Genomic DNA, 20,297 nt, shown 5'->3' on the forward strand with positions numbered 1-20,297 from the left:
GCGTCCGCGAAGGCGTTACGCTCACGATCGCGACGCAGTTGGGAACGTGGCCGTTGACGGCGGCAATCTTCAACACGTTCTCGCCTTACGCGGTGCTGGCGAACCTGGCGGTCGTACCCGCCGTCGGTGCGACGATGCTCCTCGGCTTCGTTCAACTTCTTTTAAGCCCGGTAGCGCCGCTCGCACAGGGCGTTGCCAATATCAACGCTTGGCTCTTTGCGTGGATGACCGCAAGCGTGCACGCCGTAGCGTCGCTTCCGGGTTCGTCGATTCCAGTCACTCCCGCGCCGTCGTGGGCGATCGCATGCTACGAAGCGGCGGTGGTCGGCGGCGCCTCGCTCTGGCGAATGGGCCGGCGACGCGCCGCACTATCGGCACTCGCGCTGGCGGCAATCGCCGTGATCGCGCCGCCGCGCGTGCCGGATCATCGGTTGCGCGTAACGGTCCTCGATGTCGGCCAGGCCGATTCGATCGTCATTCAAACGCCGGGCGGCCACGCGTTACTCGTGGACGGGGGCGGCCGCCTCGAACGCGGCGCGCCGCGCCCGGGAGACTCCAGCGCCGAGCGCATCGGCGAGCGCGTGGTCGTTCCGTTTCTACTCCGCAGCGGCATCCACCATCTCGACGCGCTCCTTCTATCGCATCCGCACGGCGATCACGTTGGGGGATGCGCCCCCGTGTTGCGCAAGATCCGCGTCGCCGAGATTGCCGACAGCGGACAAGTGTACGGCGGACACGCGTACCACGACTGCCTCGATACGGCTGCCGCGGAGCGCGTTCCGATCGTCTATCCGCGTGCGGGCACGGTATGGCGTACCGACGATGGCGTGACGCTGACGTTTATCGGGCCATCGTTGCCATTCATCGCCGGGAAGAATGCCATCAACGACAACTCGATCGCGTTTATGCTAGAGTACCGGCACTTCCGCATGCTGTTCACAGGCGACGCCGGCGTTGCAGCAGAGCAGCGTTTCTTAAACGAGGGTGTTAACCTTCATGCAGAGGTATTGAAAGTCGGGCATCACGGCAGCGCTTACAGCTCATCACCTACATTCATCGCGGCCGTCAACCCACGATACGCGATTGTTTCGGTCGGCCGGCACAATCTCTTCGGCCACCCGGCGCCCTCAACGATAGAGACGCTTGAGAACGCAGGCGCTCGCATCTATCGAACGGATGAAGATGCGGCTGCGACGGTTACTACAAATGGAACAACCGTGCAACTTGAAACGATGCGTGATATGTGGCTGCAGGCCTATTCCTCGTCAAGGTGAGCGACAGGGCCGACAGCTCAGTTCTCGAGCACGGCGCAGCGGTTGCGCCCAGGAAGACGATCGAGGCGCCGCATTTCTGCGGCGCCTCGCGCGCTTCGACGTGTGTGTCGACTCGATAACCCAACCCGAACATAGCACATCGCCGGGAGCGCCGCAACAGCAACGTTGTCGCGGCTGGAGCGCCCGGGAATCGAACCCGGTGCCGTTCGAGTTATCGAGTCGACGGTCGACGCCATCGAAGCGCCCCAGCTTCCATCTCATCCCTTCGAACCGGCAGATTGCCTAGGGGTCGCGATGTGAGCGCGGGTTTTTAAGCGACCACGTCGGGCCGCGGATCGCGTTCCGATCGTCTATCCGCGTGCCGGCACGGTATGGCGCACCGACGATGGCGCGACGCTGACGTTCATCGGGCCGGACCTGCCATTCATCGGCGGGAAGAATGCGCCGGGCGGCGTTGCACGAGGTAGTCCGCGACGATCCATGCCGATGCGGCGATCGCGAGCGTTTCCAGGCCTTCGGACCAGTTCTCGAAACTGTGGGGAACGGCAAAGAGCGCCGGCACCCACACTAGCAAACCGAAACCCAGGAGCATTGCCGTCGTTAATCGAGCGGCAAGCAATGCGGCGATTCCCGCGAGCATAGCGATGGCGGCAAGAGCAAACGCGACGGTGGTTGTCACGGCCCAGAACATTTGCCCCGGCGGAATCCATTTCGGAACGAGACTCGACGTCGCAGCGAGATAAAAGAGCTGTTCCAACGCGAACGAGACGACGCAAACGCCGAACGCATAGTAGGCGATCCGCGCCAAGCGTGTCGTTCGGGCCGAAGCGATCGGCCCGGAACACGCATAGAGAATCGCGGCCCCCGAGGCTAAGGAGAATTGTTCGAAGAAATTTCCGAAGCCGTTGTAGACGAGCGGATGCGCGACGATGGACGGTAGCGCCAGCAGAGCGAAGATCACATAGATCGCGCCCAAGGCGAGGGCACCGGCCCGGGCCGTTCTCGGCCATTGCACGGCTACGCCTCCAGCGATTTCGACGATCGCCAAAATGCCGGTGAGCGCCTGGTGGTGAGGACCGTTCCCAAGCGCCTTGATCTGCTGCAAATTGTTGATGTCGTGCCACGCCAAGGCACAGATGCCGAAACCAATTGAAGCCAAGCCGTAAACGTGGCGCCCTAGCGCATAGTTCAAATGGAACCACCTCATCCGAAATGCAGTCACAGGGATAAGCGGCCGCGGCGACGGCATGTGACACATTCGCCGGTAAGGAGCGATCTATGTTGAGTACTCGTACGCTCGGGACGCCGGGCCTCACCGTTTCCGCACTTGGCCTGGGGTGCATGGGGATGAGTCAGTCCTACGGCAGCCCGGAGGAGCGCGACGAACGGGAGTCCATTGCGACGGTCCATCGTGCGATCGATCTTGGCGTGACGTTTTTCGATACCGCCGAGGCGTACGGGCCGTACACCAACGAGGAACTGCTTGGTCGAGCGCTGCGCGGCCGGCGCGACGACGTCGTCATCGCAACGAAATTCGGCTTTCGTTTTGGCGAAGGCGGCATCGTGGGGCTGGATAGCCGGCCCGAACACGTGCGGGAAGCCGTCCTTGGATCGCTGCGGCGGCTCGCGACCGATCGCATCGACTTGCTGTATCAGCACCGCGTCGATCCCGCCGTTCCGATCGAGGAAACGGTCGGCGCGATGGCCGAGCTCGTGCGCGAAGGCAAGGTTCGTTTCCTCGGCTTATCGGAAGCCGGCGAGCAAACGATCCGGCGCGCGCACGCCGCGCACCCCATCGCGGCGCTGCAAAGCGAGTATTCGCTATGGGAGCGCAACCTCGAGCCGCACATCATTCCACTCTTGCGCGAACTCGGCATCGGCCTCGTGCCGTTTTCACCGCTCGGGCGCGGTTTTCTCACCGGCGCAGTAAAGCGCGCGGAGGAGTATCCCGAGGGAGATTTTCGCCGCAACGATCCCCGCTACCAAGGTGCGAATTTCGACGCGAACGTGAGTGCGGCCAACGCCGTGCGCGAGATTGCGTCGCGGAAGAATGCGACGCCGGGGCAGATCGCGCTCGCGTGGTTGCTGAACAAGGGTCCGGATATCGTGCCGATTCCCGGTACGAAACGGCGGAGTTACTTGGAAGAGAACGTCGGCGCGGCTAGCGTGATGCTCGGCGCCGGGGAGATGGCCGAACTCGACGCGGCCCTCGCGCCGGATAAGGTCGCAGGCCCGCGCTATAGCGACCCGCAGATGAAGATGATCGATCGGTAGACGGGAGCGAAGAACGCTTTGCAATCGAAGGCGAGCGCACGCATCCGGCTCGTCGGGAGTGCGCGGGATTTTCGCGCGTTTCGCGACCTGGTCGTCGAGTATGAGAACGCCCTGCCGGCGGAACTTCGACATGCGGCGCTGCAACGCGAACTCGAGAATCTGCGCCGCAACTATGGGCCGCCGAACGCGCTCTTCGTCGCCACGGTTGAGGACGCACCCGCGGGCTGCGTCGCCTTGATTCCACTCGATGCATCGACCGGAGTAATTCAAAGACTTTACGTCAAGCCATCGTATCGAAAACTGGGCGTCGCACGCGCTTTGCTCGCCGGCCTTATCGACGTCGCGCGCCGGCGCGGGCACAGCCGGGTCGTGCTCGACACCGATCGCGAGCGTTTGCGCGCCGCCTACACGCTATATCTCGCGCTTGGATTCCAGCGATGCGACCCGTATGGCGAGGTGGAATACGCCTCGCCAACCTTTATGCAGCTCCGGCTTCTATAAACCTATCCGCCGGCGTACGCTTCTTTTAGCGCATCGATGTCGAGCTTTTTCATCTGGAGCATCGCCTTCATCGCGCGCTGCGATTTGACGGGATCGGGGCCGCCCAGCACGTCGCCCAAACCCACGGGAACGATGTTCCACGAAAAGCCGTACTTGTCGCGCAGCCAGCCGCATTGGAGAATCTCACCGCCTTCGGAGAGCTTCTCCCACAGGGTGTCGAGTTCGGGCTGCGTTTCGCAATTCACGAATAGCGCGATCGCCGCCGGGCCGGCAAGCGCAGGCGATTCGCCGCCGTTGATCGCCATAAAATCTTGCCCGTCTAGTTGAAACTCCACAACCATCACCGAACCGCTCGGTCCGGGGCCGGCGTCTCCATAGCGGCTGATATCTTCGATCTTTGAGTTCTTAAAGATCGACACGTAAAAATGCGCGGCCTCTTCGGCCTTGTTCTCAAACCACAGGAACGGGACGATCTTTTGCATAGCGCGGCCTCACTTTCCGGTACGGGGCATTATAGCGCATGCGCTTGCTAAAGACAAGCAGTATGCAAAGATGCAAGTTTATACTATACTGGTAGCGTGCCGGCACGGACTTACGGTCAATACTGCGGATTCTCAAGAGCGCTCGAAGTCGTCGGCGAGCGCTGGGCGTTGCTTATCGTTCGCGACCTGCTCGTCGGCCCCAAGCGCTTTAGCGATCTACAGCGCGGCCTGCCCGGCATCCCGAGCAATATTTTAACGGCCAGGCTCAAGGAACTAGAAGAATCGGGCGTCGTCGTGCGCGCGGTCGTGCCGCGCCCCTCCAACGCAATCGTGTACGAGCTGACCGAAGTGGGCCGCGAACTCGAAGAGCCGGTCATCGCGCTCGGGCGCTGGGGCGCCAAACGCCTGGGGGATCCGCGCCGCGACGAGATCGTGACCGAGGATTCGATGGCGACGGCGCTGCTCTCCACCTTCCGTCCAGAATCGGCGGCGCGCGGCAGCGTAAATTACGAACTGCGCCTCGGCGAGATCGTCGTGAACGCGCAGGTGCGAAACCGCACGGTGACCGTCGGCCGCGGACCGTTACCCAAGCCCGACCTGATCATCGTAGCCGGGCCCGGAATCCGCGCGCTGATGGCGCGCGAGATTACGCCGCAAGAGGCTTTGAAAAAGAAGGTCGTCAGCATCACCGGCGATCCAAAGCTGCTGACGACCTTCGCGCAAACGTTCCAGATTTAGCGCTTAAGCGCCGGCGGCGCTCGGCATCGGGACGTTCAGCCGCGCGCCGGTCTCGAGGTACGTTTTGAGGCCCGAGAGCACGATCGGCCAGCCGTTCTGAGTTCCCGCCACGTCGGGCGAATTCGCGTCGTCGAACTCGTGCGTCACCTCGAGTAAACAGACCTCACCCACGGGTTTGATTTCCCAGGTCACGCGAGACGGTTCGCTCGTCGCGCCGCCCGGCTTGAACGTGTGAACGATCTTATGCGGCTTATCGGCGGCGATCACGGTGTTGTCGAGCATGATCTCGTTATCCGATGGATCCCGCAGAACCAGCGGCGATCCGGCTCGCCAGTCCGATTCGAACCTGCCTCCAAAGAAATAGTTCTCGGTTACCTCGGGATTCGTAATGGCATCCCACAACGTTTCCGCCGTGGTGCGGATATACACTTGATAGACGTGGCGTACTTCTTGGCTCATCGTTTCTCCAATGTGTCTTTTAGCGTTGATAGTGTCTTTGCCACCCCGGCAGCGTATTTGCTGACCCATCGATCGTACACGCGTTGAATGGGCACCGGGTTTAAGTAGTGAAATTTTTCGCGCCCGACGCGACGCGTCACAACGAGTTGCGCGTCTTCCAGTATGCGCAGGTGCTTCATCGCGCCGAATCGCGACATGTCCAAATACTCGCAAAGTTCGCCGAGCGTCTGTCCGTCGCGCTTGAAGAGCTGGTCCAGGAGTTCGCGCCGGTTCGGGTCGGCCAGCGCCTTGAAGACTGCGTCCACTTTCCGCATTATAGGTGACCATATGGTCACATGTCAAGTTGCCGGAAGGACCCCTCCGACGCCGGCGGTACAATCCCGAAGTGAACGATGAGAACAACGCGCATGCCGCTTGGGAAAAGCGTCTGGAAGTACTTTGGGCCGCTATCGACGACCACTCCGAGAGCGAGTTCATCGCCCTGATGGACGCGCTAGCCGCCGAGTTGCCGCCGGGGAGCGCTATCGGATTTTTCGAGCGGGCCGGAGCGCGCGATTCCACCGGCCATCCCGATCTCGCAGTGCCCCTGTACGAGGCTGCGTTGCAGGCAGGCTTGAGCGCGGAGCGCCGCCGGCGCGCGATCGTTCAGCTGGCCAGCTCGCGTCGAAATCTGGGCGACCCGCAAGCCGCAGTAGCGCTGCTCGCGGCCGAACTCGATGCGGGATCGGACGCATTGGATGGAGCGGTCAGAGGTTTCCTCGCGTTAGCACTCGTCGACGCCGGGCGCGAGCGCGAGGCCGTTTCCGTCGCGCTCACCGCGCTCTCCGCGTACTTGCCGCGGTATAACAGATCGCTGGCCCGCTACGCGCAAGACCTGATCGCAGAATCCCCGACCTTTTAACCAGCCAACGAATTTGGCGCGCGGCGTTAGGCTCGCGCGCCTGGTAACCGCTTGCGGTCGCGCGGCGCGGCGGAGGTCACGAGCGACTCCATCAGTCCTCGCGCCACGGCCGCGACGTCGTCGACCGCGCGATCGAACGCCGCTCCGTTCGCGTGCGAGGGTTTCGCAAAACCGGAGAGCTTGCGAACGAACTGAAGCGAAGCCGCCCGGATCTCGTCTTCGGTTGCGGGCGGATCGGAGTTGAACAGGATACGGATGCTTCGGCACATGTCGTTAGTATAGCGCGGGGCGCCTCGTTAGTCCGCGGTCACCATCCACTCGATTCCGAACCGATCGTCGAACACCCCGAACTTCCCGGCTCCCCAAGGCGCGTCTGAAAACGCCACCTTGACCTTGCCTCCGTTCGAGAGGGCGTTGAAAACGCGCTCGCCCTCGGCCGCATCGGGCGCCGTCAGACAAAGCGTGATATTGCCGGTTTCCGGATCGATCTTTTTGGTGTCGGGGCCGTCCGAGGCCATAAACGTAAACCCTGGGCCCTTGAAGGTGGAGTGCATGACTTTGTTGCCGTCGCCGGCGGGCATGCCCTCGGCCATGGGCGAGCCCTCAAACCGCTGCATTTCGTACGTTCCGCCGATGGCGCTCTTGTAGAAATCGAGCGCTTCTTCGCAGCGTCCGTAAAAGAAAATATAGGGGCTGAATTGGAGCGTGGTGGTCGTCATACGGTTTCTCCCTTATGCGTTGTAATCGGAGGTATCGCAAGTATAGCACATCACTTTTTTAAAGCAAGTGCCATCCTTAAAAACAAGTTCTTATTCCGATCGTGCCGCAAAAAGAAGTCGCCGGCCCCGTTTGGCGCGCCCGTGCTTCGACAAGCTCGTGCTTCGACAAGGTGAGGGGGGCGACTTAGTTTTGTGTTACGCGCGGAAATGTCTACTGTTTTGCGTAGTCTGCGAATCCCGTGAAGTCGACGACGACGCACGGGTCGTTACCTTCGATCCACGCATCGTGTCCCGGCGGCAACGCCATTGCGTCGCCCGGTTTGAAGTGTAACGTCGTGCCGTCGTCGGTCACTGCGGTCATACGCCCGGAAATGACGTATCCCAAATGCGGCGCTTGGCAGGACTCCGTCTTTGCAATCGGTTTCACGCTCTCGGACCACTTCCAACCGGGTTGGAACGTCGCGCGTCCGATGAGGGCTCCGCCGACGGTGACGAGCTCGAGCTTTCCTTTGGGGAATTCCCGCGTCTCTTCCGCTGCGTTAAGGCTTTTTGATTCGGCTCTTTGGAGGGTCGTTGCCATGGTGATCACCTATTTCACAACAAACTCTGCCCGATGCCGTTTGGCATCGAGAGACTTTAACTATACGGCGATCCGCGAACCCGAACCATTAATGTTTGGCAAATCGATGGTGAATTTCGCGCGGACTAGCGCGCCAGCCGGCGAGACCATGCGAAGAGACCGAGGTTGGCAAGAACGAAAGCGATCACGCCTAACACGGTCGCGGGAACGGCGAATCCGTCGCCGACGACCGCCAGCGGCGTCGCCTTGCCGGTAAACACGATGAGCGCCGCGAGGAAAACGCCGAATATGCTCTCGCCGACGATCAGGCCCGACGCGATCAGCACGCCGAGTCGCTTCGCAACGTCGCCGTTCGCATCGTTCTTTACCCAGCGCGTATAGGCCCAGCCCAGGACCGCTCCAATGACGACCGGCCCGGTCGTGGAGGCGGGAAGATAGATACCGAGGCCGACCGCCAACGGCGGCAATTGGAATTTCCCGGTGCGCCGCAACGCTTCGTCGACGAGGATAACGAACAATCCAATGATCACGCCGGCGCCGATCAAGCCCCAGTCGATCTTCCCTTGAATAACACCCTTTGCGAGCGCCGAGATCAGCGTCGCTTGCGGTGCGGGCAACGCCTGCGCGACGGCGGCGCCGGAGCCGTGCACGACCGGCGCGCCGGCAAAACCGTACGCGCGATTGAGCAGATCGAGAATCGGCGGGATGACGATCGCGCCGACCACCACGCCCACGATGAGTGCCGCCTGCTGCCGCCACGGCGTTGCGTCGACGAGTTGGCCGGTTTTTAGGTCTTGCAGGTTGTCGTTTGCGATCGTTGCGACCGCAACCAAAACGGCCGTAACAAACAAGGCGTAAGCGACCAGCGCGTGCCCCGCCGCCGCGTTCGCATGCCGTACGACGACCAGCAGCAACAGCGATGCGCCGATGACGGCGAGAATCGCCAATCCCGAGACCGGGCTGTTCGACGAGCCGATCAACCCCGCCATGTATCCGCACGCCGCGGCGACCAGAAATCCGGCGATCACGATGTAGACGATGGCGCCGATCACGAGCGGAACGATGAGCGAACCGAGCACGCCGCCCGAAAGAAAGGACGCCAACAACAGCGCCAGCGGAGCCAGGCACAGCACGCTAATGAGCGCGACGAGTCCGATCGGAATATCGCGTTCGGTGCGCGGAAGTTCCGCGCGCTCCGCGGCGCCCATCGGACGCGATGCGGCGATCGCGGAGAGTACGCCGCCCCACACCGGCCGCGCGAGTCGTCCGAGCGTCCAGATAGCGGAAATGCCGATCGCGCCGGCGCCGATAAAGCGAACTTTCTGCGACCACACGGCGGTGGCGACTGCGGCTGCCGGACCCGCCGCCGGATGCATCGCCGTCAGAACCGGCGTCGCGATACCCCAAGCGATAACGAGCCCCACGAGAATAGCGATACCGACGGAGAGTCCGATCAAATACCCCGCACCGATGAGCGCCATCGAGAGCGCGACTCCCATGCCGGTCGCCGACGAACCGACGCGAAAATACGTGGCGACTTCGGCGGTAAAGACGCGCGCGGCGACGATGGCGGCAAAGAGTGCCGACACCACCGATGAAACCGTGAGCACGAGCAAGCCCGCTTTATTCTCGGCGAGATCGCGAGCGCCGGAACCGACTCTGAGAACCTCGGCGGCGGCCACGCCCTCGGGATACGGCAAATCCGATTGCGTCACCAGCGCGCGACGCAGCGGAACCGTGTACATCACGCCGAGGATTCCGCCGATCGCGCAAATGCCGAACGATTGCCAGAACGGGAAACCGCTCCACCAGCCGATCATCACCAGTCCCGGAAGAACGAAGATAATCGACGAAAGCGTGCCGGCCGCCGAAGCTACCGTTTGCACGATGTTATTCTCGTAGATGCTCGCGTTCTTAAATGCGCGCAGCACGGCCATCGAAATGACCGCTGCGGGAATCGACGACGCGAACGTCAACCCGACTTTCAGCCCGAGGTAGACGTTCGCCGCCGTAAAGATCAGCGTGATTGCGGCTCCGAGGATGAGACCGCGAATGGTCAGTTCGACCCGTCGATCGGCAGTCGCAGACGTCGGGCGAGCTTGCAAACCAAGTTCCATCGCGCCCTCTTTCGCCCGCCGCACGCCTTGTCATGCAGGGCCGGCGATCAGGTTCCCGAAGCGCCGCCGGTGTGAAAGACGTATTTCACGATGAAGCGGTTGAGCGTCTTGGGCGAGGCCGGCGTTCCGAAATCGAGGTAGAGTTCGTCCTGATTGCGGAAGCGCCGATGAAACGACACGGCAAGGTCCTTACCCGGAACCGCAAATCCGCCGTAGCCGTTGATCGCGCGGTATCCGATTGCGAGGCTCGCGTCTTTTCCGAACGAGCGCGTCAAAGAGATGCGCCGCAGCCATTGCGAGTCGAGCGTGTAGCCCGGTACGAATCCGAAGATATTCCCGGCCGGGATTCCGGCGAGCGCGCGCGCGAGCGTGCCGTCGTACTCGAGACTCACGCTGTAGACGCCGCGTCCCAGTTTCTGCGACGTGGATGCCGAGAGCTGTTGCACGAACGCGCCCCCGAACGAGCCGAGCGAATACGATGCGTCGATCGGCGTCGGCGTTCCGTCTTTGTAGCCGACTTGCACGGTCGGTTGATTGTAGGCAAACAGATGACGCCCGCTGTAAACCGGATACGGGGCATCGTAAGACGCGAGAAACGACGTTCCGGGATAGTAGTTGACCGAGAGCAGATTCTTGAACGTCACCGAGACGTTGCCGCTGTAATCGGCCTCACGCAACCTTCCGGAGCGGTCGCGAAACCGGTCGCCGACGATACCCACGTTGTACGACTTGATCGCACCCCGGCCGGTTCCATTGTAGCTTACGAAACCTTGGGTTCCGCGGATGTCGTTGATGAGCGTGAATCCGTCGAGCGGCGCGTATTGCGGGCCGACGTCGCGATACACGAGGCCACCGGAGAGTCGTGCCGTCTGGAAGCCCTCCGTGAGCAACACGTTGTTCGATTCTCCCGGCGCGGTCACGAGCGACCCATGCTCGGTCGCCATTCTCAAAACCGTCAACGCACCGTTGCGTGGGTTGGACGCGAGCAAAGAAATGCCGTAGGTATCGTCGTTGCAGCGGACTCCGCCGCAGCGCGCGTCGCCGTCGTGATTGGCCAGCACGCCTTCGACGGCGGCTGTAAACGAGTTGTCCGGAACCCTGTAGGCGTACCCGAAGGCGGTGTCGTCGAGACGGCCGGCGTACAGCGAATTCCCAATCGTATTGAGCGCTCCGATGGAGCCGCGGCCTGAGGTTCCCTCGACCTTAAACCCGCGATCGAATATGCCGATCGACGGCGTGTAAAAAAGTGAGTCCGCCGGCGCGTTGATCGAAATGTTCGGCAGCGCGTTGATATAGCTCGATCCTTGCGCGAAGAACGGGCGATACTCGGAAAGATTGCGCTGGAACTCTTGCGGCGCGATGGTAGTCTGGTCTTGTTCGACGTTCGAGAAGTCGGGGTTTATCGTCCCCACGAACGCCAGCGTGTTCGTAAATGGATAGGTGAGATCGAGCCCGACGTTGCGTTGCCGCGTCGATTGGAAGCTTCCGATGCCGTTCTGAAATCGGCCGTTGTCGCCGCCGGCGCTGCCCAACGCATACACGTCGGCGTGCGGACGCGGCCGAGCGGCCGTGACGGGAATCCGAATCCCGTCGAGCGTCGGCCAAAATTGCGCGGATCCGACGTCGGTCTGCGTGGGGTCGTAAGCCCACGTGTACTCTTCGTTGGTTCCCGCAACGAAGCGCACGAAATTGAAGCGCCACGTCTGCACCGGGGAGCTTTGGGCTCGAATGATCGAGAGCGGAATCACCATGACGACAACGTAGTCGCCATTGGGAAGCACTTTCGCGAGACTCGTCCACGGCGGCGCGTAGCGCGCGTTCTCGCTGGAGGTCTCGTCGTGTACGCCGTGCGGATTGACCTTGAACGAATAGACGCGCGAACCGCCGCCCGAGGTGTCGAACGAGAACGAGACGTGGTCGTCGGTGAGCACGCCCGCGTTGTCGACGGTTTGCGGGGCGACGATCGGCGTGCCGGCCTGTTGCGCGTAGATGCCGACGTACAGATTCTTGTCGTCGTACAGAAGATACGCGGTCGTCTGCAGCGGCGCAGGCGCCTTGGTCGTAAAATCGTACCAGCCGGTGGCCTTGAGCGCCGTCTGCCAAATCGGGGAGGACAGGTCGGCCTCAAGCGGCGGCGGCGAGACCGCTCGAACCGCAGTGAAGTGCGCGTTGTGATCGGTCGACGCATCGGCGGGGACGATCGTCGCGAGAACTGCGAGACCCAGAATAGCGGCGGCGCATGCGCGTCGGAAAATCATGATAGCCAGCCTACCAAAGAATTAATAGTTATGTTTCGTGGCGGCCGTCAAACTTGCATCAAAATTCCGGCAATGGACGGCAGCGGGTCCGTCGAACTTCAGGCCATGCCGGCCGATCCGGACCTTGTTAGCCGCCGTTCGCCGGTGCCGCCTTCGGGCACCGTCGCTTTTTTGTTTTCGGATATCGAAGGCAGCACGGCTCGTTGGGAGGCCGGCCGGGACGCAATGCAGTCGGCGGTGCATCGGCACGACACCCTGATGCGCTCGGCGATCGAAGCGCATCGAGGATACGTCTTCAAGACCGTCGGCGATGCGTTCTGCGCGACGTTCGCAAGGGCGCGAGACGCGCTGGAAGCGGCATTATACGCCCAGCGAACCCTGGCGGCAGTCGACTGGTCCGCCGTGAAGGGCCTGCGCGTGCGCATGGCGATCCACGTCGGCGACGCCGACGAACGCTCCGGCGATTACTTTGGTCCCGCGGTCAACCGCGTCGCTCGATTGTTGGCTACCGGGCACGGCGGGCAGGTACTGCTCTCCGCAATCGCAGCCGAACTCATCGAGGGGACGCTCGAGCCGGAGATCGCCCTGCGGCCGTTGGGCGTGTTTCGCCTGAAGGATCTCACGACGCCCGAACGTGTCTATCAGCTGATCGCGCCCGGCTTGCAATCGGAGTTCAAGGCGCTGCGATCGCTCGATGCCGTCCCCAACAATCTGCCTCGCCAAAGCACGAGCTTCATTGGGCGCGGCGACGACATCGACTGCATCAAAGAGCTGCAGCGCAGTGCCCCCCTCGTGACGATCGCCGGTACCGGAGGCGTCGGCAAGACGCGGCTCGCGCTTCAAGTCGCGGCCGAGCTGCTCGACGATATGGACGGCGGCGCGTGGTTCGTCAATCTGGCGCCGGTCGCCGATCCCGCGATCGTCGCCGGTACGATCGCCGCCGTGCTCGGAGTCTCGCAGCATGTCGACCGGCCGCCGCTCGACGCGCTCCTGGACTATCTGAAGGATCGCCGCCTGCTGCTGGTCTTCGACAACTGCGAGCACGTCGTTGCGGAGGCCGCGCGAATCGCGGCGGCGATTCTCGAATGCGCCTCGCAAGTAACGATACTCGCAACCAGCCGGGAAGCGCTCAACGTCGGCGGAGAACGCGTCTATCGCGTATCGCCGTTGCCCGATCGCGAAAGCCTGCGGCTCTTCGTCGAGCGCGCGCAGACGGCAAGCCCCGGGTTCTCGCTCGACGATTCGAACGATGCAAAGGTAGCGGAGATCTGCGGTCACCTCGATGGGATCGCGCTCGCCATCGAACTTGCGGCATCGCGCTTGCGCACGCACTCGCTCGACGATCTTTCGCGGCGTATCGAGGAGCGATTTCGCGTGCTGCGCGGCGGCGATCGCGCCGCGCAGCCGCGCCACCAAACGCTCTGGGCATTGATCGACTGGAGCTACGAACTGCTGGACGACACCGATCGGAGCTTCTTTCGCCACCTGGCCGTTTTTACGGGCGGATTCACGCTCGCGGCCGCCGCGGCGGTCTGCGAGAACGACGCACTCGACGAATGGGCCGCGCTCGATCTCCTCTCATCGCTGGTCGACAAATCGCTCGTCGTTGCCGACGCCGGCGAGGCGCCTCACCGCTATCATCTGCTGGAATCGATCCAGCGATACGCGCGCGAGCGGGTCGACAAGTCGGGCGAGAGCCGCTGGCTTTCGCAATGCCATGCCGAATTTTTTTCCGGCCTCGCGGGCGCCGCCTACGCAGAGTGGGATATCGCCCCCGGACCCGGCTGGCTCGCCGCATTGCGGCCCGAACTCGATAACTTTCGATCCGCTCTCGCGGCGACGCTGGAGCGAGACCGCGACGGTGCGCTGGGCGCGCAGATGGCGGCGGACGTCGTGCCCATTTTCATGCGGCTCTCGCTATTGCGCGAGGCGATCGGCTGGTGTGAAAAAGCTCTCGAGTCGCGGCCCACCGTGGATCGCGCGATCGAAGCCCGATTACGGTACGGCCTCTCGATGCTCTACAACAATCAGATGGATCTGCGCAAAGCGCTGGAAAACGTCGAGCGATCGGTCGCGCTTTATCGCCAAACGAACGACGCTCGCGGCCTGACGCGCGCGCTCTCGCAATTGGCGCAACAGTACGGGCGCCAAGCTCGCTACGGCGAAGCCGCCGCGCTCGCCATCGAGGCGCTCGCGCGCGCCCGCGAAACGGGTGACCGGCGCTTACTAGCCGCGACGTTGCAGCGCTGCGCTTTTTCACTGGGAGCCGACGATATCGAAACGGCCCGCGCGCAGTTTGCCGAAAGCGTCGCGCTATTTCGCGATCTCGGCCGCGACGACGAAACGGGACGCGCCCTCCTTTGGTGGGCCGACTCCGAAAGCGTCGCCGGCTGTTTCGCACGGGCGATCGATCTCTCAAACGAAGCGCTGCAGATCGTCGGCCCCGCCGAAAAGCCGTTCGTACTCTCGAACGCAGCCGGCTACGGGCTTGCCCTTGGCGACTACGAACGCGCTGCGGGCATCGTGCGCGAAGCGTTTGCTTTAGCTGCCGGCATCTCGCATCCGATTCTCACGTCGCTTGCGATCGCATACCTCGCGGTGCTCGCGAACCGTAGCGATCCGCTTGGTGCGGCGCGACTATTCGGCTACGCGCGCGCCCGGCTGGGGGAACTCGACTGGCAGCCGGTAGCCAGTGACGCGCGCATTCAAGACGATCTCGTGGACTCACTTCGCCGAAGCCTCGACGAGCGCGAACTGCAGGCATGCTTCGCCGAAGGGGCGGGGTGGCCGGAAGAGCAGGCGCTAGCGCAAGCCGCCGCAGTCTAACAGGGGACCGCGCCTCCGAGCGTTCGCCGGCGATCCGAATTCAGCACCGGATCGGTGCATTGCCGGTCGAGGACGTACGTGCCGGTCTGTCCGGCACACCCGCTCGCCGCCGCGTACGATCCGGTTACGCGATTGGTCGTTTCGTCGTACGTGCCGGTGAAGTGAAACGCGCACGTCGCATTGTTGATTGTAGCGAGCGCGGTTCCGGCTAATCCGCCGCCGGACGAAATCGTCAGCGCGAGCGCGTTGTCGATCTTCGCAGCCCCATAGGTCATGGCGAGCGTTCCGCCCACCGACGAGCCGCTTTGCGAAAAGGTAACGGCAGTCGTCCCCGCGCCGCTCGCGCTATCTTGCACCGTGCCGGTATACTCGCCGGCGATCTTCGGCAGCGGCTGCGGGGCAGCGTTCGAATCGTTGCCGCCGCAGGCACTAAGCAACAGGGCCCCGGCGAGCAACGCCGCGATAGCCTTCGTCCGTATCATTTTGCACCCACCTCGTAAGCGTCTACACGCCACGACGTGCGCGATCTATGCCTGCGAACCCTCCAACGACGCGCCGGCGCTCTCTTCGGCCGGCTCGTCGAGCACGCGATCGAGCGCGGCTTCGATGCGGTCGTAGCCTTTGTCGCCGGCTTGAAAGTGACGCAGTTCGTGCTTGCGGTTGAAAACGTAGTAGCCGGGCACGAATTGGTTGGCGAACCGTTCCACGATCGTGTGTTCGCTGTCGATCGCGCACGGCTGCGTCATCTTCATCTCTTCGAGCGCATCTTTCGTCACCGCGGCGACGTCGAGTTCGGCCTCCGAGCGCGGCTGATGAACGCTGACGAACGCGAGCCCCTTGCCCGCGTACGTGTCGCGCCAGCCGTTGACTCGTTCCACCGTGTCGTGGCAGATGTAACAACTGATCGACCAAAAGTGAACGAGCACCGGCCGGCCGTACAGCTCGTCGCTGTTCGGCCGGCCGTTGATCCAGTTCGAAACCCCCTCCAGCGATGGGAGGGGGCTGCGCATCCGTAGGGCCACTAGACGGTCAGCAGCTGCTTGCCGGGCTTCCATTCGGCCGGGCAGAGACCGCCGGTTTGAAGGGCTTGCAGGACGCGAATCGTCTCGTCGACGCTGCGGCCAACGCTGTCGTCGGTGACGACCGCATACTTGAGTACGCCCTGCGGATCGATGATGAAGAGGCCACGTTGCGCGACGCCCGTGGCTTCATCGAGCACGCCGTACGCGCGGGCCGTTTCTTTCGTGAAATCCGCAGCGAGCGGATACTGCAGGCCGGCGATGCCGTTTTTCTCTTTCGGCGTATTGATCCACGCCCAGTGGCTGTGCACGGAGTCCGTCGACGCGCCGAGGACCTCGGCATCGAGATCTTTGAATTCGGCGTACCGATCCGAGAGCGCCGTGATCTCCGTCGGGCAAACGAACGTAAAATCGAGCGGATAGAAGAAGAACACCAGCCATTTGCCGCGGTAGTCCGCGAGCTTGATCTCTTTGCCGAGATCCTTTGCGCCGGTCGCGCCCTTGGTGCTGGGCAGCTTGAAATCCGGGGCAGCTTTACCTACCTGTGCCAACATGAATCGCTTTCCACTTTCTCTATCGACTGAGGGTTACGAAGCCTAGTCTAGCCAAGAAGCCTCAGAGTGAAAACGACTTTCACCACAAAGCCCATGTGGCGCATCCCGAGGGCGCCGGCGCGTTTTCTAAGGAGGGAACGGCCGGGCAGGTCCGCCCGGCCTCTTACCGCAACCCTCCCGACTGCTGAAATGAGCGTACTCGAACTACCCTACACTCCCGAGGTGGAAGCCGAGACGTCGCCGATCTTCGAGCGCGTCGCGCACATCATTCCCCCGGTCGAGTGGCCGATCCACGCACCGTACGTCGCCGCCATCAATCGCCTCAAGCGCGAGCGCAACGCCGTCATTCTGGCGCACAACTATCAGGTGCCGGAGATTTTCCACACGGTGGCCGATATCGTCGGCGACTCGCTCGGGCTCGCCATCGAGGCCGCAAAGACCGACGCCGACGTCATCGTGCTCTGCGGCGTGCATTTCATGGCCGAAACCGCGAAGCTCGTCAGCCCGCAGAAAACGGTCCTGGTCCCCGACCTGCGCGCTGGCTGTTCGCTCGCCGAATCGATTACCGGCGCCGACGTTCGGCTGCTGCGCGAAAAATATCCGGGCGTGCCGGTCGTTACCTACGTCAACACGTCGGCGGAGGTTAAAGCGGAGTCCGACGTTTGCGTCACGAGCGGCAACGCGGTGAAGATCGTCAATGCCTTAGGCGTGGATCGCGTCATCTTTCTCCCCGACGAGTATCTCGCAAAGTACGTCGCCTCCCAAACCAACGTCGAGATCATCGCCTGGAAGGGTCACTGCGAAGTGCACGAGCGCTTTACCGCAAACGAGATCCGCCGCTTTCGCGAGGACGACGCATCGCTCGTCGTACTCGCGCACCCCGAGTGTCCGCCCGACGTGCTCGCGGAGGCGGACTTCGTCGGATCGACCCAAGGCATGATCGATTACGTCGCTCGCGCCGCCGGCGCGCCCGTAAAGCCGCGCATCGTGATGATCACCGAGTGCTCGATGGCCAGCAACGTCGCCGGGAATTTCCCGCAATTGGAATTCGTTCGCCCGTGCAACCTCTGCCCGCATATGAAGCGCAACACGCTGCCGAAGATTCTGACGACGCTGCAGACGATGCAGTACGAAATCACGATCGATCCGCAGGTCGCCGGGCGCGCTCGCGCGGCGGTCGAGCGCATGTTGGAGTACGGTAAGCAGCCGTCATGAACGCATCGCGCTCCGACGTCGTGATCGTGGGCGCCGGGATCGCCGGGTTGATGGCGGCGCTGAAACTCGCACCGATGCGCGTGACCGTTCTCTGCAAGACGCGCCTCGGAAGCGGAGCCGCAACGGAGTGGGCGCAAGGCGGAATCGCAGCGGCGATGGGTCCCGACGATTCACCCGATCTCCATAAGATCGATACCCAACGCGCGGGCGCCGGTCTCTCGGACGAAGCGATCGTTGAAATTGTGGCGCGCGACGCGCCGGCGCGCGTCGACGAGTTGCTCGAACTCGGCGCGCGGTTCGATCGGACGGCCAACGGCGAGCTCGCGCTCGGGCGCGAAGCCGCACACAATCGGCGGCGCATCGTCAAAGCCGGCGGCGACGCGACCGGCCACGAGATTCTCAAGACGCTCATCGCCGCCGTGCGCGCGAATCCTCACGTGAGAATCGTCGAAGGCGCGATCGCCGACGATCTTCTGATGCGCGACGGCCGCGTTGCCGGCGTCGTGGCGCACGACGCCGCCTCGGGCGAAACGGCGGCCTTCGAGGCCGGTGCGACCATCCTCGCGACCGGCGGAATCGGCCGGCTCTATCGCTATACGACCAATCCGGTCGAGGCCACCGGCGACGGTATCGCGATGGCCGCGCGCGCCGGCGCGATGCTCGGCGATATGGAGTTCGTACAGTTTCACCCCACCGCACTCGCGATCGGGCGCGACCCCATGCCGCTCGTGACCGAAGCCATTCGCGGCGAAGGTGCGATCTTACGCAACGATCTCGGCGAACGCTTCATGCTCGAACTGCATCCGGATGCCGAACTCGCACCGCGCGACGTCGTCGCACGCGCGATCTTCGAACAACAGCGCAGCGGCCGCGACGTGAGTCTCGACGCTCGCGAGAGCATCGGCGAGGCGTTCGCGCAACGCTTTCCAACGGTTTTCGCATCGTGTATGGCCTCCGGCATCGATCCGCGCACGATTGCGATGCCGGTCGCGCCGGCGGCGCATTACTACATGGGCGGCATCGCCGTGGACGAATGGGGACGCACGTCGGTGCCCGGCTTATGGGCGTGCGGCGAAGCCAGTGCGAGCGGCGTTCACGGTGCGAATCGTCTCGCGAGCAACTCGCTGCTCGAAGCGCTCGTCTACGCGGCGCGGGTAGCGCGCGACGTTGCGGCAACCGTTGCGCCCGCGTATCGGGCGATCGTCTCAAACGCCGCGCCGGTACGCCGGTCCGGCAGCGATTGCGCGCAAGCGGTCAGCGATCTGCGGCACGTCATGCACGCCAACGTCGGATTGATTCGCGACGCGCGGGGCCTGGAGGCCGCTCTCGGCCGAATTGCCGCGCTCGATGCGAACCACGCCGCGCAGAGCAGCGAACTACGCAACCTCCTCACGGTCGGCCGATTGGTCGCGCAGGCCGCCCTCGCGCGCAAGGAGAGCCGCGGCAGCCACTACCGCAGCGATTATCCGGAACCCGATGAAACGTTGGCGAAACGGTCGTTCATGAAACTGCATAGCGTTGCTTAAGGTAGCGAGCCTGCACGTCGAGCCGATCGTGCGCGCCGCGCTGCTCGAAGATCTCGGGCACGGCGCGGACATCACGACCGATTCCATCGTACCGGCCGGCCGGCGCGCTCGCGCGAGGATCGTCGCACGCCAAACCGGAGTAATCGCCGGCCTCGATGCGGCGCGCACCGCGTTTGCGCTCCTCGATCCGACCGTCGAATTCGAAACGATCGTGGTCGATGGGGATCGCGCGCCGGCCGGCGGTACGGTCGCCGTCGTGAACTGCTCCGCCCGTGCGCTGCTCACCGGCGAGCGCACCGCGCTCAACATGCTCTGTCATTTAAGCGGAATCGCGAGCGCGACGCGCACGCTCGTCGATCTCGTTAGCGCGTATCGCGCCCAGATCGTCTGCACGCGCAAGACCACGCCCGGTCTGCGCGTGTTGGAAAAATACGCCGTGCGTTGCGGCGGCGGCAGCAACCACCGATTCGGTCTCGACGATGCGGTGCTCGTCAAGGACAATCACCTCGCGCTCGCCGGTTCGATCGCGGCCGCGGTTGCGGCCTGCCGCGCGAATGCGGGTCACCTGGTGAAAATCGAAGTCGAAGTCGACACGCTCGCGCAGCTGCGTGAGGCGCTCGAGACGCACGTCGACGCAGTGCTGCTCGACAATATGTCGCCCGAGCAGTTGCGCGAAGCCGTCGCCCTCGTCGCCGGCCGGGTGCTCACCGAAGCGTCCGGCACGATCACTGCCGAAAAAATCGTGGCCATCGCCGCGAGCGGCGTCGACCTGATCTCCAGCGGCTGGATCACGCACTCGGCGCCCGCACTCGATCTCGGCCTGGATATCGAGCTGTAGCCGGCCGACTCGACAG

General features: G+C 63.2%; 21 protein-coding genes. 9 read left to right on the forward strand and 12 right to left on the reverse strand.

Features of this window, described 5'->3' with window-relative positions:
• The coding region (locus tag VIG32_03850) for a ComEC/Rec2 family competence protein (GenBank protein ID HEY8297138.1) at positions 1-1,274 on the forward strand (1,274 nt) is incomplete at its 5' end.
• Positions 1,275-1,698: 424 nt separating this feature from the next.
• Here VIG32_03850 and VIG32_03855 read toward each other — a convergent pair.
• Positions 1,699-2,403, reverse strand: a complete 705-nt coding sequence (locus VIG32_03855) for a hypothetical protein (protein ID HEY8297139.1) — start codon at positions 2,401-2,403, stop codon at positions 1,699-1,701.
• Positions 2,404-2,552: 149 nt separating this feature from the next.
• Between VIG32_03855 and VIG32_03860 the strand changes: the two genes are divergently transcribed.
• Positions 2,553-3,548 (forward strand): aldo/keto reductase, encoded by a 996-nt coding sequence (locus VIG32_03860; protein HEY8297140.1) that lies wholly within the window; start codon positions 2,553-2,555, stop codon positions 3,546-3,548.
• A gap of 18 nt (positions 3,549-3,566) precedes the next feature.
• A complete protein-coding gene (locus VIG32_03865) occupies positions 3,567-4,049 on the forward strand; it encodes a GNAT family N-acetyltransferase (protein ID HEY8297141.1) in 483 nt (160 codons plus the stop codon).
• 2 nt (positions 4,050-4,051) lie between these two features.
• Here VIG32_03865 and VIG32_03870 read toward each other — a convergent pair whose 3' ends face one another.
• Positions 4,052-4,531: a VOC family protein gene (locus tag VIG32_03870; GenBank protein ID HEY8297142.1), complete on the reverse strand. Its 480-nt coding sequence runs from the start codon at positions 4,529-4,531 to the stop codon at positions 4,052-4,054.
• A gap of 96 nt (positions 4,532-4,627) precedes the next feature.
• Here VIG32_03870 and VIG32_03875 point away from each other — a divergent pair, with 96 nt between their 5' ends.
• Positions 4,628-5,269 carry a helix-turn-helix domain-containing protein gene (locus VIG32_03875; GenBank protein HEY8297143.1) on the forward strand — a complete coding sequence of 214 codons (642 nt, stop codon included), beginning with the start codon at positions 4,628-4,630 and terminating at the stop codon, positions 5,267-5,269.
• 3 nt (positions 5,270-5,272) lie between these two features.
• On the opposite strand, the gene VIG32_03880 is transcribed toward VIG32_03875, so the two are convergent.
• Entirely contained in the window at positions 5,273-5,728 is a 456-nt protein-coding gene (locus tag VIG32_03880; protein HEY8297144.1) for an SRPBCC family protein, read from the reverse strand.
• Complete coding sequence (locus VIG32_03885; protein HEY8297145.1) at positions 5,725-6,033, reverse strand: helix-turn-helix domain-containing protein; 309 nt, start codon at positions 6,031-6,033, stop codon at positions 5,725-5,727. Before VIG32_03885 ends, VIG32_03880 begins: the two co-directional genes overlap by 4 nt.
• A gap of 80 nt (positions 6,034-6,113) precedes the next feature.
• On the opposite strand from VIG32_03885, the gene VIG32_03890 reads away from it, so the two are divergent.
• Positions 6,114-6,629, forward strand: coding sequence for a tetratricopeptide repeat protein (locus VIG32_03890; protein HEY8297146.1), 516 nt, complete (start codon positions 6,114-6,116; stop codon positions 6,627-6,629).
• A 26-nt stretch (positions 6,630-6,655) separates the two neighbouring features.
• Here VIG32_03890 and VIG32_03895 read toward each other — a convergent pair whose 3' ends face one another.
• From VIG32_03895 to VIG32_03915, 5 genes are all read right to left on the reverse strand, one after another.
• Positions 6,656-6,898: a DUF2277 domain-containing protein gene (locus VIG32_03895; protein HEY8297147.1), complete on the reverse strand. Its 243-nt coding sequence runs from the start codon at positions 6,896-6,898 to the stop codon at positions 6,656-6,658.
• A gap of 27 nt (positions 6,899-6,925) precedes the next feature.
• The gene (locus VIG32_03900; GenBank protein ID HEY8297148.1) at positions 6,926-7,348 is read right to left on the reverse strand and encodes a VOC family protein; all 423 of its coding nucleotides are present in this window, start codon (positions 7,346-7,348) and stop codon (positions 6,926-6,928) included.
• A 211-nt stretch (positions 7,349-7,559) separates the two neighbouring features.
• Positions 7,560-7,775, reverse strand: a complete 216-nt coding sequence (locus tag VIG32_03905; protein HEY8297149.1) for a cupin domain-containing protein — start codon at positions 7,773-7,775, stop codon at positions 7,560-7,562.
• A gap of 278 nt (positions 7,776-8,053) precedes the next feature.
• Entirely contained in the window at positions 8,054-10,045 is a 1,992-nt protein-coding gene (locus VIG32_03910; protein HEY8297150.1) for an oligopeptide transporter, OPT family, read from the reverse strand.
• 47 nt (positions 10,046-10,092) lie between these two features.
• The gene (locus tag VIG32_03915; GenBank protein ID HEY8297151.1) at positions 10,093-12,303 is read right to left on the reverse strand and encodes a hypothetical protein; all 2,211 of its coding nucleotides are present in this window, start codon (positions 12,301-12,303) and stop codon (positions 10,093-10,095) included.
• A 105-nt stretch (positions 12,304-12,408) separates the two neighbouring features.
• Between VIG32_03915 and VIG32_03920 the strand changes: the two genes are divergently transcribed.
• The gene (locus VIG32_03920) at positions 12,409-15,129 is read left to right on the forward strand and encodes an adenylate/guanylate cyclase domain-containing protein (GenBank protein HEY8297152.1); all 2,721 of its coding nucleotides are present in this window, start codon (positions 12,409-12,411) and stop codon (positions 15,127-15,129) included.
• Here VIG32_03920 and VIG32_03925 read toward each other — a convergent pair.
• Genes VIG32_03925 through VIG32_03935 form a run of 3 tightly spaced genes read right to left on the reverse strand, consistent with a single transcriptional unit; the run spans position 15,126 to position 16,699 of the window.
• The gene (locus VIG32_03925) at positions 15,126-15,611 is read right to left on the reverse strand and encodes a hypothetical protein (protein HEY8297153.1); all 486 of its coding nucleotides are present in this window, start codon (positions 15,609-15,611) and stop codon (positions 15,126-15,128) included. The two genes, VIG32_03920 and VIG32_03925, sit on opposite strands and share 4 nt — an antisense overlap.
• Positions 15,612-15,656: 45 nt before the next feature.
• The gene (locus VIG32_03930; protein HEY8297154.1) at positions 15,657-16,139 is read right to left on the reverse strand and encodes a TlpA disulfide reductase family protein; all 483 of its coding nucleotides are present in this window, start codon (positions 16,137-16,139) and stop codon (positions 15,657-15,659) included.
• An 11-nt stretch (positions 16,140-16,150) separates the two neighbouring features.
• Positions 16,151-16,699 carry a peroxiredoxin gene (locus tag VIG32_03935; protein HEY8297155.1) on the reverse strand — a complete coding sequence of 183 codons (549 nt, stop codon included), beginning with the start codon at positions 16,697-16,699 and terminating at the stop codon, positions 16,151-16,153.
• Between the two features lie 192 nt (positions 16,700-16,891).
• Here VIG32_03935 and nadA point away from each other — a divergent pair, with 192 nt between their 5' ends.
• From nadA to nadC, 3 genes are read left to right on the forward strand one after another with little or no spacing between them, the layout of a single operon-like run.
• Positions 16,892-17,917: a quinolinate synthase NadA gene (gene nadA, locus VIG32_03940; GenBank protein HEY8297156.1), complete on the forward strand. Its 1,026-nt coding sequence runs from the start codon at positions 16,892-16,894 to the stop codon at positions 17,915-17,917.
• Complete coding sequence (locus VIG32_03945; GenBank protein HEY8297157.1) at positions 17,914-19,443, forward strand: L-aspartate oxidase; 1,530 nt, start codon at positions 17,914-17,916, stop codon at positions 19,441-19,443. The genes nadA and VIG32_03945 overlap by 4 nt, the downstream gene beginning before the upstream one ends.
• Complete coding sequence (nadC, locus tag VIG32_03950; GenBank protein ID HEY8297158.1) at positions 19,436-20,281, forward strand: carboxylating nicotinate-nucleotide diphosphorylase; 846 nt, start codon at positions 19,436-19,438, stop codon at positions 20,279-20,281. Before VIG32_03945 ends, nadC begins: the two co-directional genes overlap by 8 nt.
• The last annotated feature ends 16 nt before the right edge of the window (positions 20,282-20,297 follow it).

The sequence above is a fragment of the Candidatus Baltobacteraceae bacterium genome (assembly GCA_036559195.1).
Taxonomy (GTDB): Bacteria; Vulcanimicrobiota; Vulcanimicrobiia; order Vulcanimicrobiales; family Vulcanimicrobiaceae; genus JALYTZ01.

What these genes read in the sequence shown, in the direction of transcription:
- VIG32_03860 (HEY8297140.1), top strand. Translation starts at nt 2,553, where the DNA reads ATGTTGAGTACTCGTACGCTCGGGACGCCGGGCCTCACCGTTTCCGCA.
- VIG32_03870 (HEY8297142.1), bottom strand. Translation starts at nt 4,531, where the DNA reads ATGCAAAAGATCGTCCCGTTCCTGTGGTTTGAGAACAAGGCCGAAGAG.
- VIG32_03880 (HEY8297144.1), bottom strand. Translation starts at nt 5,728, where the DNA reads ATGAGCCAAGAAGTACGCCACGTCTATCAAGTGTATATCCGCACCACG.
- VIG32_03895 (HEY8297147.1), bottom strand. Translation starts at nt 6,898, where the DNA reads ATGTGCCGAAGCATCCGTATCCTGTTCAACTCCGATCCGCCCGCAACC.
- VIG32_03900 (HEY8297148.1), bottom strand. Translation starts at nt 7,348, where the DNA reads ATGACGACCACCACGCTCCAATTCAGCCCCTATATTTTCTTTTACGGA.
- VIG32_03910 (HEY8297150.1), bottom strand. Translation starts at nt 10,045, where the DNA reads ATGGAACTTGGTTTGCAAGCTCGCCCGACGTCTGCGACTGCCGATCGA.
- VIG32_03915 (HEY8297151.1), bottom strand. Translation starts at nt 12,303, where the DNA reads ATGATTTTCCGACGCGCATGCGCCGCCGCTATTCTGGGTCTCGCAGTT.
- VIG32_03920 (HEY8297152.1), top strand. Translation starts at nt 12,409, where the DNA reads ATGCCGGCCGATCCGGACCTTGTTAGCCGCCGTTCGCCGGTGCCGCCT.
- VIG32_03925 (HEY8297153.1), bottom strand. Translation starts at nt 15,611, where the DNA reads ATGATACGGACGAAGGCTATCGCGGCGTTGCTCGCCGGGGCCCTGTTG.
- VIG32_03930 (HEY8297154.1), bottom strand. Translation starts at nt 16,139, where the DNA reads ATGCGCAGCCCCCTCCCATCGCTGGAGGGGGTTTCGAACTGGATCAAC.
- nadA (HEY8297156.1), top strand. Translation starts at nt 16,892, where the DNA reads ATGAGCGTACTCGAACTACCCTACACTCCCGAGGTGGAAGCCGAGACG.
- VIG32_03945 (HEY8297157.1), top strand. Translation starts at nt 17,914, where the DNA reads ATGAACGCATCGCGCTCCGACGTCGTGATCGTGGGCGCCGGGATCGCC.